This is a genomic window from Amylibacter sp. IMCC11727 (assembly GCF_029854195.1).
GTDB lineage: Bacteria > Pseudomonadota > Alphaproteobacteria > Rhodobacterales > Rhodobacteraceae > Amylibacter.
Window position 1 is genome coordinate 1,134,126 of the sequence record NZ_CP122960.1, and the last position, 16,700, is coordinate 1,150,825.

The 16,700-nt window shown below is 52.6% G+C and carries 17 protein-coding genes; 11 read left to right on the forward strand and 6 right to left on the reverse strand.

The annotated features are described in order from the left end of the window. Nucleotides 1–61: 61 nt before the first annotated feature. From meaB to QBD29_RS05860, 3 genes are all read left to right on the forward strand, one after another. The gene (gene meaB / locus QBD29_RS05850) at nucleotides 62–1,048 is read left to right on the forward strand and encodes a methylmalonyl Co-A mutase-associated GTPase MeaB (RefSeq protein WP_280100373.1); all 987 of its coding nucleotides are present in this window, start codon (nucleotides 62–64) and stop codon (nucleotides 1,046–1,048) included. Between the two features lie 118 nt (nucleotides 1,049–1,166). Continuing rightward, complete coding sequence (gene rpmB, locus QBD29_RS05855) at nucleotides 1,167–1,454, forward strand: 50S ribosomal protein L28 (RefSeq protein WP_280100374.1); 288 nt, start codon at nucleotides 1,167–1,169, stop codon at nucleotides 1,452–1,454. Between the two features lie 85 nt (nucleotides 1,455–1,539). After that, nucleotides 1,540–2,007, forward strand: coding sequence for a copper chaperone PCu(A)C (locus QBD29_RS05860; protein ID WP_280100375.1), 468 nt, complete (start codon nucleotides 1,540–1,542; stop codon nucleotides 2,005–2,007). Here the strand turns inward: QBD29_RS05860 and QBD29_RS05865 are convergent, their stop codons facing one another. After that, nucleotides 2,008–2,595 carry a thymidine kinase gene (locus QBD29_RS05865; protein WP_280100376.1) on the reverse strand — a complete coding sequence of 196 codons (588 nt, stop codon included), beginning with the start codon at nucleotides 2,593–2,595 and terminating at the stop codon, nucleotides 2,008–2,010. It lies immediately after the preceding gene. Between the two features lie 769 nt (nucleotides 2,596–3,364). Here QBD29_RS05865 and QBD29_RS05870 point away from each other — a divergent pair. Next, nucleotides 3,365–3,706 carry a helix-turn-helix transcriptional regulator gene (locus QBD29_RS05870; protein WP_280100377.1) on the forward strand — a complete coding sequence of 114 codons (342 nt, stop codon included), beginning with the start codon at nucleotides 3,365–3,367 and terminating at the stop codon, nucleotides 3,704–3,706. 144 nt (nucleotides 3,707–3,850) lie between these two features. Here the strand turns inward: QBD29_RS05870 and QBD29_RS05875 are convergent, their stop codons facing one another. The 3 genes from QBD29_RS05875 to carB form a co-directional block, all read right to left on the reverse strand. After that, entirely contained in the window at nucleotides 3,851–4,552 is a 702-nt protein-coding gene (locus QBD29_RS05875) for a hypothetical protein (protein WP_280100378.1), read from the reverse strand. Next, nucleotides 4,549–5,097 (reverse strand): hypothetical protein, encoded by a 549-nt coding sequence (locus QBD29_RS05880; RefSeq protein WP_280100379.1) that lies wholly within the window; start codon nucleotides 5,095–5,097, stop codon nucleotides 4,549–4,551. The genes QBD29_RS05875 and QBD29_RS05880 overlap by 4 nt, the downstream gene beginning before the upstream one ends. A 187-nt stretch (nucleotides 5,098–5,284) precedes the next feature. Then, a complete protein-coding gene (gene carB / locus QBD29_RS05885; protein ID WP_280100380.1) occupies nucleotides 5,285–8,620 on the reverse strand; it encodes a carbamoyl-phosphate synthase large subunit in 3,336 nt (1,111 codons plus the stop codon). A 172-nt stretch (nucleotides 8,621–8,792) separates the two neighbouring features. Here carB and QBD29_RS05890 point away from each other — a divergent pair, with 172 nt between their 5' ends. From QBD29_RS05890 to QBD29_RS05905, 4 genes are all read left to right on the forward strand, one after another. Then, nucleotides 8,793–9,446 carry a histidine phosphatase family protein gene (locus QBD29_RS05890; RefSeq protein WP_280100381.1) on the forward strand — a complete coding sequence of 218 codons (654 nt, stop codon included), beginning with the start codon at nucleotides 8,793–8,795 and terminating at the stop codon, nucleotides 9,444–9,446. A 68-nt stretch (nucleotides 9,447–9,514) separates the two neighbouring features. Then, entirely contained in the window at nucleotides 9,515–10,675 is a 1,161-nt protein-coding gene (locus QBD29_RS05895; protein ID WP_280100382.1) for an aminodeoxychorismate synthase component I, read from the forward strand. Further along, complete coding sequence (locus QBD29_RS05900) at nucleotides 10,633–11,268, forward strand: aminotransferase class IV family protein (protein ID WP_280100383.1); 636 nt, start codon at nucleotides 10,633–10,635, stop codon at nucleotides 11,266–11,268. The genes QBD29_RS05895 and QBD29_RS05900 overlap by 43 nt, the downstream gene beginning before the upstream one ends. After that, entirely contained in the window at nucleotides 11,265–11,888 is a 624-nt protein-coding gene (locus tag QBD29_RS05905) for a CPBP family intramembrane metalloprotease (protein ID WP_280100384.1), read from the forward strand. The genes QBD29_RS05900 and QBD29_RS05905 overlap by 4 nt, the downstream gene beginning before the upstream one ends. Here QBD29_RS05905 and QBD29_RS05910 read toward each other — a convergent pair whose 3' ends face one another. Beyond that, a complete protein-coding gene (locus QBD29_RS05910) occupies nucleotides 11,889–12,530 on the reverse strand; it encodes a methyltransferase domain-containing protein (protein WP_280100385.1) in 642 nt (213 codons plus the stop codon). 137 nt (nucleotides 12,531–12,667) lie between these two features. Here QBD29_RS05910 and aspS point away from each other — a divergent pair, with 137 nt between their 5' ends. Both aspS and QBD29_RS05920 read left to right on the forward strand, forming a co-directional pair. Then, on the forward strand, nucleotides 12,668–14,449 hold the full coding sequence (aspS, locus tag QBD29_RS05915) for an aspartate--tRNA ligase (RefSeq protein ID WP_280100386.1): 1,782 nt from the start codon (nucleotides 12,668–12,670) through the stop codon (nucleotides 14,447–14,449). A gap of 217 nt (nucleotides 14,450–14,666) precedes the next feature. After that, complete coding sequence (locus tag QBD29_RS05920) at nucleotides 14,667–15,446, forward strand: hypothetical protein (RefSeq protein WP_280100387.1); 780 nt, start codon at nucleotides 14,667–14,669, stop codon at nucleotides 15,444–15,446. Here QBD29_RS05920 and QBD29_RS05925 read toward each other — a convergent pair. Further along, nucleotides 15,443–16,060 (reverse strand): L,D-transpeptidase, encoded by a 618-nt coding sequence (locus QBD29_RS05925; protein WP_280100388.1) that lies wholly within the window; start codon nucleotides 16,058–16,060, stop codon nucleotides 15,443–15,445. The two genes, QBD29_RS05920 and QBD29_RS05925, sit on opposite strands and share 4 nt — an antisense overlap. Nucleotides 16,061–16,202: 142 nt before the next feature. Between QBD29_RS05925 and QBD29_RS05930 the strand changes: the two genes are divergently transcribed. Next, nucleotides 16,203–16,700 (forward strand): thioredoxin family protein, encoded by a 498-nt coding sequence (locus tag QBD29_RS05930; RefSeq protein WP_280100389.1) that lies wholly within the window; start codon nucleotides 16,203–16,205, stop codon nucleotides 16,698–16,700.

Here is a 16,700-nt window from a genome sequence, read left to right on the forward strand (position 1 = left end):
AGTGGCGGCTCGCGATGGGCGATCCTTTGCCATCGTTAGAAAGCGGAGTGAAATCAATAGGATGCAAACAGATCAAAGCATGGTTGATGCAATCCTTGAGGGCAATCGGCGGATTTTGGCACGCGCGATCACGCTTGTAGAAAGCACACGGGACGATCATCGCGCCCAAGCAGTGCAGTTGGTGGATGCGCTCGGAAAATCTGGGCGCAGTGCCTTGCGCATTGGTCTGTCTGGTACGCCTGGTGTAGGGAAATCCACGTTTACCGAAAGTTTCGGCATGATGCTTGTGGAGCAGGGGCTCAAGGTGGCCGTTTTGGCTGTTGACCCGTCTTCGAAACGTTCAGGCGGATCGATTTTGGGGGACAAGACGCGGATGGACCGCCTGTCACGCCATCCAAATGCGTTTATTCGACCTAGCCCGTCCAGTGCAGCGCTCGGTGGTGTGGCGCGGCGCACGCGCGAGGCGATTTCGCTGTGCGAAGCCGCGGGGTTCGATGTGGTGTTGGTGGAAACCGTGGGCGTTGGACAATCCGAGGTGATGGTCGCAGATATGACCGATCTGTTCTTATTGCTGCTGGCTCCTGCGGGCGGCGATGAATTGCAAGGTGTGAAACGCGGCATCATGGAAATCGCCGATCTGATCCTGATCAACAAAGCGGACGGGGAATTGAAACCCCAGGCCCTGCGCACCTGTGCGGATTATGCTGGGGCGCTGCGATTGTTGCGTAAACGCGTGCAGGACCCCAAAGAGTTCCCCAAAGCCATGACGATTTCTGCCCTAGAAGAAGACGGACTGGCACAAGTGTGGTCTGAAATCGAGACACTTGTGAAATGGCGTCGTTCGGAAGGGCATTTTGCAGCGAATCGGGGACGCCAAGCCAAGGTTTGGTTCGAAGACGAAGTACGCCGTGGGGTTTTGGCTCAGCTGGAGCGGGATGAAACCTTGCAAAAATTGCAAGAAAATCTGCGCAAACAGGTAGCAGATGGGGTGCTAACACCTGATGCAGCTGCGGCAGATGTGCTTCAGGCGTTGAAATCGCGAAAATAGAGCGCGATTAGGGGGGCTTGCGCCCTTGACGTATAATTCAATCAGTCCTAAGAAGCGGCTCGGATTTCAAATGCAAGTGCGGGTTTCATCGCACGGCAAGAGAGTAAGGATATACGCGATGTCTCGTCGTTGTGAGTTTACAAACAAAGGCCCAATGTCTGGCAACAACGTCAGCCACGCCAAAAACCGGACCCGTCGTCGGTTCCTGCCTAACCTGAACGATGTGACGCTGATCAGCGAAACATTGGGTCGGTCTTTCAAATTCCGCATTTCTGCGGCTGCCCTGCGCACTGTTGATCACCGTGGTGGTCTGGACGCGTTCATGGCGAAAGCAAAAGACTCTGAGCTGTCCGATGCAGCTTTGAAAGTGAAAAAAGATATCGCAAAAGCACAAGCTGCGGCCTAACGTCCTCTTGTGATTTTGTCTTAGAAACGGCCTCTTTCAGGGGCCGTTTTCTTTTGGCATTTCGAAAATAATACAGGTGATAAAAATGCGTATCCTCGCTGCGTTGGGTGCGATTGCTGTGGCAATTGCGTTGGTGGTTTTTCTGTTCCTTGGCAAAGGGGGGGATGTAGTCAATCCAGAGGAACCGTTCAAAGTTGAAGACGCCTATGCTCGCGCCGTGGGCGCAAGCGCCATGGCAGGTGCGGCGTATATGGCGATTACCAATCAATCAGGCCAAGATGACGTGTTGATTGCCGCGAAAACAGATGCGTCCGCAATGGCAGAACTGCACACGCACATCGAAGATGGCGATGGCATCATGATGATGCGCCAGATCGAGGGCGGCATTCAATTGGCCGCTGGCGAAACAGTTGTGATGAAACGGGGTGGTGACCACGTGATGCTGATGGGGTTGAATGGTGCGCTTGATGCGGGTCAGACGTTGACCCTCACGCTGACCTTTGAAAAGGCGGGTGAAATTGTTGTGGACGTGCCTGTCGACAACAACCGTTAATTATTGGGGCAGATCGCCCGTTGCTTCGCGCCAATGACGGCGGCACAGGGACACATAAGTTTCGTTGCCGCCGATTTGAATTTGCGCCCCTTGGGTGATGACATCGCCGTTTTCGTCTTGGCGCACCACCATCGTAGCCTTTTTTCCGCAAAAACAAATCGTGCGCACTTCGCGCATTTCATCGGCCATAGCCAGCAATGCAGCCGATCCTGGAAACAGATGGCCCAAAAAATCAACTCGCAGGCCATAACACATGATGGGCACGCCCAGATCGTCCACAGCGCGGGCCAATTGCCAGACCTGACCCGCTGATAAGAACTGCGCCTCGTCGATAAACACGCAGGTCAGCGTGCTGCTTTTCATACGTTTTTCGATCATGTCAAACAGATCGCTTGATCCGTCAAATCCGTCAGCCTTGGCGGATATGCCGATGCGAGACCCGATTTCTCCTGCCCCTGCGCGATCGTCAAAACGGGCCGTAATGAGGTAGGTTTCCATCCCGCGTTCACGGTAGTTATGTGAGGCTTGCAACAACGCTGTGGATTTGCCAGCGTTCATGGTGGAGTAGTGGAAATAGAGTTTGGCCATGGGGCGACATTGGCGCGAGCAAGGCCGCAGTTCAAGAGATTCGTTTCCGTAGACTCAGCGGTTATGACAGGCAAACGATCTGGCGTTGAGGCGGCGATTTAATGGATCAAGCCAGAGTGGAACGGTTAAAATTAGAGCAATGTGTGTTTAGAAATTCCGTCTAGAAAAATAAAACCGTTCGCATAGGTTGTGGCGCCAGATTTGCAAAATGCAAAGATTTTGGCGTCACCTTGCCCTGTTCCCGCTTTGGATGAGTGATGTTGGCGCAGATCATCATCACATTTTGGTTATTAGATCAGGCAATGGAATTTGAGAGTCTAAAAGGGTTTGCCTTGGTCGGCGAAACTGAGTTTTTGTGCGATTGCTTCGCTCGATGTGCTAGTGAATTTACTGCAAGACGCTGAAATTAAATAATATTAGTGGATGAGTGATTCTGCGGGAAGCAATGTCTCTGTTCAAATGGACGCAATGAAAACACAATGTAGAACAAGAATTTGGCGATCTCGTCATGCTTTGAACTTAATTGACCTCAGGTAAGATTTCGAACCCGCCCCAAAATTGGTAAATTCTGCAATCGAATGAGGCGCTTGCAACTTTTAGTAGAGGAAATTGGCAATTTAGGATTGCATTCTCTCTGCCGCTGTGGTTTAAAGAGGTATACCGCCAAGTGAACAATCTCACAACGGCGCTCCGTCGGCTAGACCTTCGGCTTATCAGAAAATCGCGAAAATGCCGTCAGGCCAATCCGTTTAATGTGGAGCCGTTACCTATGCCTCATCCTGTCGATCTTCATGTTGGTACTAAAATCCGTTTGACCCGTGCGTCACGCGGAATCAGCCAACAACAACTCAGCGAAATGCTGAAGATCAGCTTCCAGCAATTGCAAAAATACGAACGCGGTATCAACCGCATCAGCGCCAGTCGTCTATGGGAAGTTTCCCAAGCGCTGGGCGTGAAGGTCTCTTACTTCTTTGACGGTGCAGATGGCGAAGAAGGCCAAGACATCGAAGAGATTTCAACACGCACAATAGAATTGGCAACGCAGATCAATCAAATCCCGAACGAGGCGGTGAAAAACCAAATCGTTGGATTGATCAAAGCGTGTACCTAACAGTTTTGGCAGGGCCGCCGATGGCCCCGCCGTTGTGACAAGGTTTGTAACGAGTGCTCTGAGGGTAGTACGAGTACTGAGTATTGGTGTACCAGCCCCGTTTAACAGAAATGTTAAACGGGGTTTGTTTTTTCAGGATCACGTTTACTGCGCTTCCTTGAGAGTTTTGATCACAGCCCCTGCAAAGGTGGTCACACCGTTTTTCTTAGCGATCTTTTTGTGATGTGCGTGCAGAGTTTTCGGGGACAGTCCAAGGGCCGTCGCCATTTCAGAATTACTTAACTCTGGATGGTCGATTTGCATTTGCAAGATTTTCGCCTGCATTTCAGAAAGAACAGGGTTTTCGCGCGGAACATGGGTCAGCAACTTGTGGGCGCTGTGCAGTTGTTGGGTCAATTTATCGGCTGCAAGGTACAGAACACCGCCAAGCTCTTCGAAGAGTTTTTGCGTTGGATGCGCCGAAGTTAAAATTACAGATGACCGCAAACTGTTTTTGCCCGTAAGCAAGACCACACCGTCAACCATCCCAAATTGTTGGAACAGGCTCTCTACACGTGATGCGTTTTGCACATCGCTGTTAGAGCCGGCACGAGCCTCTGCGAAAGTATAGCTTCGCGTCCAGGAGTGAATCGCCTTTGCAATCGGGCAATATTGGTCCAATTGCGCACCGTAATAGTGCTCAAGAAAACCATTCGCCATCCGTCCTTCCCAGTTTTCGATGTAATCGACATTCCACCGTTGGAACACCAAACCATTGAACCCAAGGCTCAGGATGATGTCCCGCGTGGTTTCGGGAGTTTCGGATTGCCAAAGCTGTTCAATTAGTGACGCAAAGTTGACACTCACGTATTTTTCCTCGTTTCGTCAAAGACTTCTGGTACCGCCATGATTGCTTGGCGCAGGGTCACCTCTTCCTGCGGTTCATCACGGTCAATTGTCAAGCGGATAGGGCGGTACGTGTGCCCATCCAGCTCCAAAGGCTCCTCGCCCGTTTCTTTGCCGCCATAGATCCGCCAAAAACGCATCAGCTTCGGATTTTCCACGATCCCGATAACGTTTTTCAGCCCCATCAAATCTGTATAATGACGCGCGCTGTTCATTAGAGCGCGAAAAATCCACGGATTGCGCTCACGGGCGTTTTTCAGGATCGCCATACGTTCCCAAATGATAGTGCCACCCTCTGTGCCAGAGACAATACGCATCCGCATTGTCGCGACGGGTTCGCCCTTCCAAAAGGCCAAAAGGTGGGCCGCGCAGAAATCGTTTCCGTCAAATTCAATCTCTTCGGACTCGCCGCCCTCGGCGACGAAAACTTCGCGCCTGATGTCATATGCTTGCTGCATTTCCTCCATGGTTTTTACCATAGAAACAGTTGTTTCCTTCGTTTGCATTATACTCTCCTACGTTGAGCGGTTCTGTAGAGTTAAAGCTAGCGTCTATTTTGGGATTTGGCTCGCATTTGTTTTAAATTGTTTACTTTTCTTTAAGGCTTTACAACCTAAAGTTTTAATCAATCATGCGTAAAAGCGTCTTGCGGGTAATTCCGCAAAACGCCTTTTATTGTACTTTTTCAGTAGGTTAGTATTCTTGCAGAGGGGCCACTTCGAGAGCGCCTTCGCGGATATTGCGAATCGCTCGTGCCGCTGCGTAACTGGCCGCTGCCGTCGTGTAATAGACGATCTTCCCATAAAGTGTGATCGACCGAATTTCACGGCTGTCCTCAATAGAGGCTGCACCTTCGGTTGTATTGAACACAAGATTGATGTCACCATCGCGCAGGCGGTCGACCACATTGGGTCGGCCTTCATAGACTTTGTTCACCGTCTCAGCTTCGATACCAGCGGCCTTTAAGAAACCCGCCGTACCGCGCGTGGCCACAATCTTGAAACCCTGATCGGTCAGGATTTGTGCGGCTTCGATCATCTGTGGCGTTTTGTCTTCGTTCTTGACCGACATGAACACGGACCCTTCCGAAGGCAGCGTGTGCCCTGCGCCCATCTGCGCCTTTAAGAAGGCACGTGCGAATGTTTTGTCCAATCCCATGACTTCGCCAGTGGAGCGCATTTCAGGGCCCAGCAACGTATCAACACCTGGGAAGCGGGCGAAAGGCATCACAGCCTCTTTCACTGCGTAGTGTTCTGTCTCTGGGGCTTTCAGATCAAACGCGGACAGCTTTTCACCTGCCATGATCCGCGCAGCGATCGCCGCAATGGGTGAGTTAACGGCTTTGGCCACAAAAGGAACTGTGCGCGATGCACGCGGGTTGACTTCGAGGATGAAAACCTCCCCGTCCTTGATCGCAAATTGCACGTTCATCAGACCAACCACGTTCAGGGCCAACGCGAGCTTTTCAGATTGCACCTTCAGTTCGGCAATGGTCGCTGCATCCAATGAATAGGGCGGTAAGGAACAGGCGCTGTCGCCAGAGTGGACGCCTGCCTCTTCGATGTGCTGCATGATGCCTGCCACATGCACGGTTTCACCGTCACACAGCGCGTCTACGTCCACTTCCACGGCCCCAGATAGGTAGCTATCGAGCAAGACAGGGCTGTCACCAGACACAACAACCGCTTCGTTGATGTAGCGTTCCAGTTGCGCATCATCGCGCACGATTTCCATGGCGCGACCGCCCAAAACGTAGGATGGGCGGATCACCAGCGGGTATTTCACGTCGGCGGCGATTTTGAACGCCTCTTCACCAGAATGGGCGATGCCGTTGTAAGGCTGCTTCAGGTTCAACCCTTCGAGCAGTTGCTGGAACCGTTCGCGGTCTTCGGCAAGGTCGATGGCGTCTGGCGTGGTGCCAAGGATTGGAATGCCTTCTTCTTCAAGCGCATTGGCCAGTTTCAGCGGGGTTTGTCCCCCAAACTGGACAATCACGCCGTGCAATTCGCCGTTTTCCCGTTCCACGCGCAGGATTTCCAGCACATGTTCCAGCGTCAGCGGTTCAAAATAGAGACGATCTGACGTGTCATAATCGGTGGACACGGTTTCGGGGTTACAGTTGACCATGATGGTTTCATAGCCCGCGTCTGTCAGCGCGTAACAGGCGTGACAACAGCAGTAATCGAACTCGATCCCTTGGCCGATGCGGTTCGGGCCACCACCAAGGATAACCACCTTTTTGCGATCTGTTGGGCGGGCTTCGCATTCCACTTCACCCATCGCATCCGCTTCGTAGGTGGAATACATGTAAGGTGTTTGCGCTTCGAATTCTGCCGCGCATGTGTCGATGCGTTTGAACACAGCCGTTACGCCTGCTTTGGTGCGTGTAATGCGGACATTGCGTTCTGATTTGCCTGACAAATGCGCCAGACGCGCATCGGTAAAGCCGTGGATCTTCAAGCGCCGCAAGGCCTTGGCATCCGTCGGAAGACCATTTGCGATGATGTCATGTTCCATGACAATAAGCTCGCGGATGCGGGATAGGAACCACGGATCAAAAGAGGTGATTTCGTTGATTTCATCGTCGGTAAAGCCAAACCGCATGGCCTGTGCGATGATGCGCAGTCGATCTGGTGTCTGCTGCGCCAGCGCACGGGTCACAGACTTATCAATCGCAGTTTGTGCAGCTTCGTCGCGGCCCCGTTGGATAAACGCAAGGGATCCGTTTGGATCGGGTTCTTGCACGTAGGTGTCTAGCGCGGGGCAACCGTCCACAACGATTTCGTCAAACCCTGACAGGCCTGTTTCCATCGACGCCAGCGCTTTTTGCATGCTTTCATGGATGGAGCGGCCGATAGACATAACTTCGCCGACGGATTTCATAGCAGTTGTCAGCGTTGCTTCGGAGCCTGGGAATTTTTCAAATGCAAAACGTGGGATTTTCGTGACGACATAGTCGATGGTCGGTTCGAACGATGCTGGTGTGACCTTTGTAATGTCATTGTCCAACTCATCCAACGTATAGCCCACAGCCAACTTCGCGGCGATCTTTGCGATTGGGAAACCTGTTGCCTTAGAAGCCAGTGCAGAGGAACGCGACACACGCGGGTTCATTTCAATCACGACCATACGGCCGTCAGCTGGGTTCACGGACCACTGTACGTTGGACCCACCCGTTTCCACGCCGATTTCGCGCAGAACGTTGATGCTATGCGTGCGCATCATTTGGTATTCTTTGTCTGTCAGCGTCAGCGCAGGGGCCACGGTGATGGAATCGCCCGTGTGAACGCCCATCGGGTCCACGTTTTCGATGGCACAGACGATAATGGCGTTATCCGCTTTGTCGCGGACCACTTCCATTTCGTATTCCTTCCACCCCAAAAGGCTCTCGTCGATCAGGATTTGGTTTACAGGTGACGCGTCGAGCCCGCTGGCGCAGATTTTCTCATAGTCATCACGGTTATAGGCGATACCGCCACCAGTGCCGCCCATGGTAAAGGCAGGGCGGATAATCGCAGGCAGGCCAACCTCTTCGAGGGCGGCAATACAGTCTTCCATGCTTTCGGCGATAGCCGCGCGTGGATTTTCGATGCCAAGACGATCCATGGCTTCGCGGAACAATTTGCGATCCTCTGCCATTTCGATGGCCTTGCGATCCGCGCCGATCAGCTCAATGTTCAACCGCTCCAGCGTGCCGTCTTCATCAAGGGCAAGCGCAGTGTTCAGACCCGTCTGCCCGCCCATTGTTGGCAACAAAACCAGTTTCTCGTCGGGGCGTGCGGCCAGTTCTTTTTCGATGATCTTGGCGACAACTTCAGGGGTAATCGGCTCGATATATGTGGCATCGGCCATGTTCGGGTCGGTCATGATCGTGGCAGGGTTGGAGTTCACTAGAACAACGCGATAGCCTTCTTCGCGCAGCGCCTTACAGGCTTGCGCACCAGAGTAATCAAACTCGCACGCCTGACCGATAATAATGGGGCCAGCCCCGATGATCATTACTGTATCAATATCGGTTCTTTTTGGCATGTCGGGCCCCAAGGCTTGGCCGCGTATCGTCATTGCGCGAGGGCGCAATGGATTCGGCAGCGATTGCAAATTGTCGTGGTTATAATCAGATGGGGCGGTGGTTCAAGGGGAATTGCTTGTGGTTTTCAGGCTAATTTGCGAAGAGCGATCACCAGATAAAGGAACGGGCGTTATGGCGGAAATTATTATGGTGCGCCACGGGCAGGCACAAACGGGCGCTAAGGACGAAGCGTCTTATGACAAACTGTCTGACCTTGGGCATCAACAGGCGGCTTGGTTGGGGGAATACTGGGCCGACAAAGGCGCGGTGGATCGCGTTTTGTCCGGCACCATGCGCCGCCAGATTGAAACAGGGCAGTCCATTGGATTGCACGGCGTTTCGTATCACCAAGATGCCCGATTGAACGAAATGGATTATTTTGGCCTTGCTGCGTTTTTGAAAGAACATGGGGGTGTACCCGTACCATCCAGCCAAGAAGAATTTCAAACCCATGTGCGTGATGTGCTTGGCGCATGGTCCCGCGCCGAAGTGGGGGACGAATTGGAAAGCTATGCTGACTTTCGCGGTCGGATTTTGGACTGCGTGCGCGAAGTGGCTGCACGCGATGATCGCACTGTAATCGTCAGTTCCACTGGGGTGATTGCCACATTAATAGCCGTGGCGCTTGATCTTGATATGGCGCGCAAGACGGATGTGTTTCTGAAGATTGCGCATACGTCTGTGCATCGGTTCGAAATCGTAGGCGATGATGTGCGGTTGATCCAGTTTTGTGCGACACCGCATCTGGATGCCCCTGAACGGGTCAGTCTGCGGACCCATATCTGACGGGTTTGACAGAAAAATCAGCGGATAAGACTTGTTTTTTGCTTTAATCGGATGATCTACGATCTGTAATGACACATAAACCTTACATATTGCTTGATTTCGGCCCTGACGGGCGTCCGCAAGTGTTTTCGCATCCTGACGATTTGATCGTGGCTTGGGAGCCTGACGAAGTGGCGCAAGCGTTTGAACAAATGCAGGCTGCCAAAGATGCGGGTAAGTGGCTGGCAGGGTTTGCAAGTTACGAACTTAGCTATGCGTTAGAACCAAAATTGGCGGCGCGCATACCAAAAGATCGCCGTTCACCGTTGATTTGCTTTGGGGTGTTTGATGGGCCCAACGAAGACGCGACAACAGCAAAACTGGCACAGATTGAGGCCGAACAGGACCGCGCTAAACTGAGCGCCCCAACGCCTGTCTGGGATGAACCGACTTACACAAAAGCGTTTGATCAAGTGGCCCAATACATTGCCAGCGGGGATTTTTACCAGACAAACCTGACATTTCCGATGCGCGCCACATGGAGCGGCACAGCCGAAGGATTGTTCGGCGCACTGAGCCGTGTGCAAGCCGTAAACTATGGTGGGATTGTGGATTTGGGGCAGGGGCCTGTTTTGGTGTCCCGCTCGCCCGAGTTGTTTTATCGCACCAATGCAAAAGGCGTGATTTCGACCCGCCCGATGAAGGGTACTGTGCCCCGCGGCAAGACCGAGGCCGAGGACGCGGAACTGAAGGCGTTTCTTGGCAGCGATGAAAAGAACCGAGCCGAAAACCTGATGATTGTGGATTTGCTGCGCAATGATATCAGCCGTGTGGCCGAGCTGGGCTCTGTCAAAGTGCCAGAACTGTTTACGGTGGAAAGTTATGCGACCGTGCATCAGATGACATCTTTGGTGCAGGCGCAAATGCGCGCAGAAGTAAGCATCGCAGAAATGTTCACAGCGCTGTTTCCATGTGGGTCGATCACAGGTGCGCCAAAAATTCGTGCGATGGAAGTCATCAACGATCTCGAAGAAGAGGCACGGGATATTTACTGCGGGTCCATTGGGTGGATCGGGCCAGACGGATCCTCTGCCTTTAATGTGGCCATTCGAACGCTATCTTTGGATGCGGACGGCACGGCGCGGCTGAATGTTGGCGGCGGCGTGGTTTACGACAGCACCGCACCTAGCGAATACGAGGAGGCCCTATGGAAAGCCCGCTACGCGACCTTGCTCCCGCAGACTTGGTGATCATCGAAACACTGGGCTACACGCCCAAAGACGGCTTTGCGCGGCTCGGGTTGCACATGGATCGCGCTGTACGCACTTGTGCGCAATTGGGTGTGCCGTTCAATCGCGGCGAAACGCTTTATGCGCTGGGCACGGCGGTGGATGCGCTGCCAGCACGGGTGCGCATGACCATTAATTTGGCAGGTGAAGTAGGCGTGACAACAGCTGAATTGACCCAGACGCCCGATGTTTGGGTTGTTGCGATCAGCGATCAGGTTTTGCGATCTGATGATCCGTGGCTTGGTGTGAAAACATCGCAGCGTAAATTGTATGATCAAACGCGGGCCGAATTGCCAAACGGTCTGGATGAATTGATTTTCATTAATGAAAACGGCCATTTGTGCGAAGGCACCATCACTAATCTGTTCGTTAAGCGTGGGGATGTATTGCACACACCGCCCCTATCAGCAGGGGTGTTGCCCGGGGTGTTGCGCCAAGATCTGCTCGACAATGGTGAAGCGGTTGAAGCCGATTTGACCGTTGCAGACTTGGCGGATGCAGAGGTGTTTGTCGGCAATTCCCTGCGGGGTTTGATCAAGGCGCAGATGATATGAAAACCATGCGCTGGGCCGAATTAATCCTGATGTTTGTGGGGGTGCCGTTCGTGCTTGCGGTTTTTTTGCCGCCACGTGCGCTCTATCCCGTGCTGGGCACTGGGGCAGTGGTTGGGATCATTCTGTTGCATTTCACCGCGGGGTTCCGTTGGCGGGACCTGATTGGCCCCGTGCGATTTTTGGAAACCCTGGCTTTGGGCGTTGTGACATTCGTGTCGGCAACGGCGCTGTGTTGGGTGATCCTGCCAGAGCGGTTGTGGTATATTCTGATCCATGCGCCACAGATCATGATTGGCATCGCGATTTTGTACCCTTTAATTCAGGTAATTCCCCAAGAACTGGTCTATCGCGCCTTGTTTTTTGAGCGTTATGGGCATCTGTTTGCGTCACAGCGGCAGGCGATTTTTGTAAACGCTGTGCTGTTTTCATTCGGGCATCTGATGTATTGGCATCCAGTGGTTTGGATTGCCACGTTCATTGGTAGCTTTCTGTTTTCACACGCCTATTTTCGCCCGCGCGGGTTTTTACAGGCCTGCGCATTGCATAGCATTGCTGGTGTGGCCATCTTTGCCAGCGGGTTGGGGTGGCTGTTTTACTCAGGCGGCAATGTCGCGCAATAATCACGTTTTGCGATAGACCAGCACGTTGGCCTGATCCTTGCCATGAGGGCTGTTCGGATCAGAAAATATCGGCACGGTTTCAAGCAATGGGGGGCTGATAAGCCCCTGCGACCGCATCGCATCCAATGCAGGGCCAAACCCTTTTGCCACATAATGTTGCGCGTTCACCCCAATGCAAAACAGTGCATTTGGTGCGGCCAAAGCCAGCAGGTTTTTCAGTGGATCAGGGCCCAAATGTCCATGAGTGAACGTGCCTGCTGAAACCACCGCGCCAAAAACTGCGGGGGGTGTGAACGGCGCGGTCAGATCAACAGTGTGCAATCCTGCATAAAGCCCCTTGCGGCGGGATTTTTCCAACATATCAGGGGAAATATCAAAACCGTGAATAATGTCTTTTGGCAGGTTCATCGCCTCTGCCACCAGTCCCGTTCCACAGCCGATATCGGCCACAGGGCGATCTGCAGGCTCTGCATGTTTGTGATAAAACTCTGCAATGACAGCAGGATAGATGTAACCAAGTTTTTTCGCGAACTCCGCATCATAGTGGTCGGCAAAGTCTTCGTAGTAGTCCAGATTGTCCTTTGGCGTTTCAATCGCGTAGGCCCCTTGGAGCAGTTCTGTCGGTGTTCGTTTTTTCATCATAGGGCGATGATTTTCCGTTGATCGCATTTTTGCAAGGATTCGCTGTGAAATCAGGGCAAAACGGGTGCAATGGCTTGACAATACGGCCCCAACACCGTCAATGCGCGGAAACCTAAACGACGCCAGAGGATATCCCCATGCACGCCTATCGCAGCCACACTTGTTCAGAGCTTACCGCAGCGAATGTTGGGGATAATGTGCGCCTGTCTGGCTGGGTGCATCGTGTGCGCGACCACGGTGGCATTTTGTTTATTGATTTGCGCGACCATTACGGCATGACGCAGGTGTTGGCCGACCCTGATAGCCCTGTGTTCAAAGACGTTGAGAAAGTCCGCTCGGAATGGGTGATCCGCATTGATGGCAACGTTATGGCCCGTGATCCAGAACTGGTGAACGACAAGCTGCCAACGGGCGAGGTTGAGGTGTTTATTCGCGATATCGAAGTGCTGGGCGAAGCAGCTGAACTGCCATTGCCTGTGTTTGGCGATCAGGAATACCCTGAAGAAACCCGCCTGAAATACCGCTTTATTGATCTGCGCCGCGAAAGCCTGCATGACAACATGATGCTGCGCTCTAAGGTGGTTTCCTCCATGCGTCGTCGTATGGAAGGGCAGGGGTTCAACGAATTCCAGACACCGATTATTACTGCATCTAGCCCAGAAGGGGCGCGGGATTTCCTCGTGCCGAGCCGTTTGCACCCTGGCAAGTTTTATGCGCTGCCTCAGGCTCCGCAGCAGTTTAAGCAGCTGATTATGGTTGCGGGCTTTGACAAATATTTCCAAATCGCCCCGTGTTTCCGTGACGAAGATCCTCGTGCGGATCGCTCCCCCACTGATTTTTATCAGCTGGATATGGAGATGTCCTTTGTGGAGCAGCAGGACGTTTTCGACACGATTGAACCTGTGTTGAAAGGCGTGATGGAAGAGTTTGGCGGCGGCCGTCCCGTGAACCAAGAGTGGCCGCAAATCAGTTATAAAGACGCGGCATTGTGGTATGGGTCGGACAAACCAGACCTGCGAAATCCTATTAAAATGCAGGTGGTTAGCGAGCATTTTGCGGGATCAGGGTTTAAGATTTTCGCAAGCCTGTTGGAGAATGAAGGCACGGAAGTGCGTGCCATTCCAGCGCCGACTGGCGGGTCACGTAAGTTCTGTGACCGTATGAACAAATTCGCCCAGCAAGAGGGTCTGCCGGGGATGGGGTACATCTTTTGGCGCGATCAGGGCGAAGGCATGGAAGCGGCGGGGCCATTGGCGAAGAACATCGGGCCAGAGCGGACGGAAGCGATCCGTCAGCAATTGGGGCTCGAAGTTGGGGATGCGGCGTTCTTCCTTGGCGGGAAACCATCCGCGTTTGAAGGCGTTGCAGGGCGTGCGCGCAATGTGATTGGCGAAGAGCTGGGGCTGACGAAAACGGACACGTTTGAGTTCTGCTGGATCGTTGATTTCCCGATGTACGAAAAAGACGAAGAAACGGGTGAAATCGATTTCAGCCACAACCCGTTTTCGATGCCGCAGGGCGGTATGGACGACCTTATGAATAAGGAACCGACCGAGATTTTGGGTTATCAGTATGACCTTGCGTGTAACGGCTATGAGCTGATTTCGGGTGCTGTGCGGAACCACAAGCCAGAGATCATGTATAAAGCGTTTGAACTGGCGGGTTATCCGAATGAAGAGGTGGACAAACGCTTTGGCGGGATGGTCAATGCGTTCACCTATGGTGCGCCGCCCCATGCAGGGTGTGCAACGGGTATCGACCGTTTGGTGATGCTGTTGGCTGATGAGCAAAACATCCGTCAGGTGATCATGTTCCCAATGAACCAGCGGGCAGAAGATTTGATGCTGGGCGGGCCGTCTGAACCGACAAACGAACAGCTGCGCGAATTGGGTTTGCGGGTCATTCCGCAAGAGGATTAACACATTCGTTAACGGGGGGATTGGAAGAAAAGCAAACCACCCAGCAACGTACCCGCAAACCACCCAGCTTTCGTGACGGGTTTTGCCAAAGGTTAAAGTGTTAACGGCGTTGCGTGTGAACCACGCAACGCCGTTTCTTTTTCAGTTTCGGGTGTCAGGCTAGCGGCGAGCGGCGCTGCAATTTAAGATTGAGTTAAACCACAAAGTCGACGAGATCATGACAGCAGAACCGACAACATTGGGCGAAAAGCTCGCGCAGCTTGCGCCCAAGGAACAGGCGCCTGTGATGGTGAAAATGCACCCGATACAACGGGTGGCAAATTGGGTATTTTTGGCCGTGTTCGGAGCGGCAATTTTTTGGTATTCTGTGCAGCCTGTTATGGACCTTTGGATCCTGCTTGGGGCCGTAGTGGTGTGGGTAGGTTTGGCGTGGTTGCTGTTTCGTCCCAAAACCGCGCAACGCAGTCGCGCTGCGGCTGTTGATCGCCATTTCCTGTTGGCGGGGGATCGTCAGGGGGTCATGGTTGATTTGAGTCTGCGCGAGAGAACAGCGGTGATAGACGGGAGCAATATCTATCACTTTGGCCACCAAAACCAATTGGATGCACAGGTTTTGGGTATGATTGCGGATCAGCTGCGTGCGCAAAAATTTCGCATTGTTTGTTTTTTCGACGCGAGCATTTTTTACACCTTATCCGAGCATGGCGCATTTTTAGACCGTGAGCCGCATTCATGGGACTTGCTGTGCGATATTTTCGGACTGAACCAACACGAGATTTATGTGGTGCCAAGCGGGGTGCAGGCGGACAAGTTCATCCTGAGTTGTTTGCGGCATTTACCAAAGGCAGTGGCTGTTACCAACGATCAGTTTCGGGATTACACCAAGACGTATTCGGATGTGATGAAGGGCGATGAGTGGCGCAAAGGGATTTTCATTTCAAAGAATGAAATCAAAATGCACAAACATCGGTTCAAAGAGCCACTTTTTCTGGCCTAGCTTTTAACATCCGACCCAATCGGTTTTTTCGGGTAGATGCCTTTGGGGTGCAGGATGACTTTGGTGTCCATGGCGGTACGGTTGTATAAATCGACCGCGTGCAGGTTCACCAATCGGGCGCAGCCGTTGGACACGTCTTTGCCGATTGTGTTGGGCTTGTTTGTGCCATGCAGGCGCAAAAAGCTGTCGCCGCCATTGGGGTAGAACAGGTAAAGCGCACGCGCGCCAAGGGGATTATTCGGGCCACCTGGCATGCCGTCTTCGAACCGTTTGTAGGATTTTGGGGATCGTTTGATCATATCCTGCGTCGGGGTCCAGCTGGGCCATTCTTTTTTGGCTTTCACATAAAACGTACCGCTTTCGTACAGGCCATCGCGGCCCACGCCCACATAGTACCGGATTGCCTTGTTCTTTTCGATGGTCAGGTACAGCGAATAATGATCGGGAACCACGTGGATTTCGTTTTCATTGCCACCTTTGATGCGCACCACTTTGGGTGCAAGGATATCGGGGATTGGCGGTTCCTTGGCGATGGTGCTGTCAAAGGCACGCGCAATGTTTGGTGCAAACAGGCCAGCGGCTGTTGCGGACACGATGAAGTCACGTCGTTTCATTATTGTTTTTCCCCTTAATAACTTTTGAAAAGCCTAGCGCATTGGCTGGAATTATTTAACCTCTTTTTCATCGCAATGTCGTGAGGATAGGGTATCAGAGGTAGGCGAGATTGCTTTGCGACTAAATCTGGAAGGGAAAGAGATGAGAATTGTTCGAACCATTGGCGTGGTCGCGGCAATATTCTGTGCCTTGGCAAGTGGTGCAATGGCGCAAACCGTGCAGGCCGGGTTCAACGATGAGGATATCACTTGGGTCGATTTCCAAAACGGTTTGGAACGCGCCCGATCAGAATGCAAACCTGTGTTTGTGCTGTTTCACACGGATTGGTGCCCCCATTGCAAACGGTATCGGGCCGCGTTCAAAGAACCTTCGATTGTGGAATTGTCCAAGGATTTCGTGTTTGTGATTGTGGATCGGGACCATGAGGAAGCGATCAATGATCGATATGCGCCAGAAGGTGGATATGTACCACGATCTGTGATGTTGAACGGGGCAGGGGTTTTGCAAACCCAAATTTCAGGGCCAAGAACGGATTACAAGTATTTCTTGGACCCTGATAATTACCGCGAACTGGAAGGGTTTTTGACCCGTGCAAAAGCAGAGTTTGATCCCGCACACTGCGATTTCAAACCTGTGTAG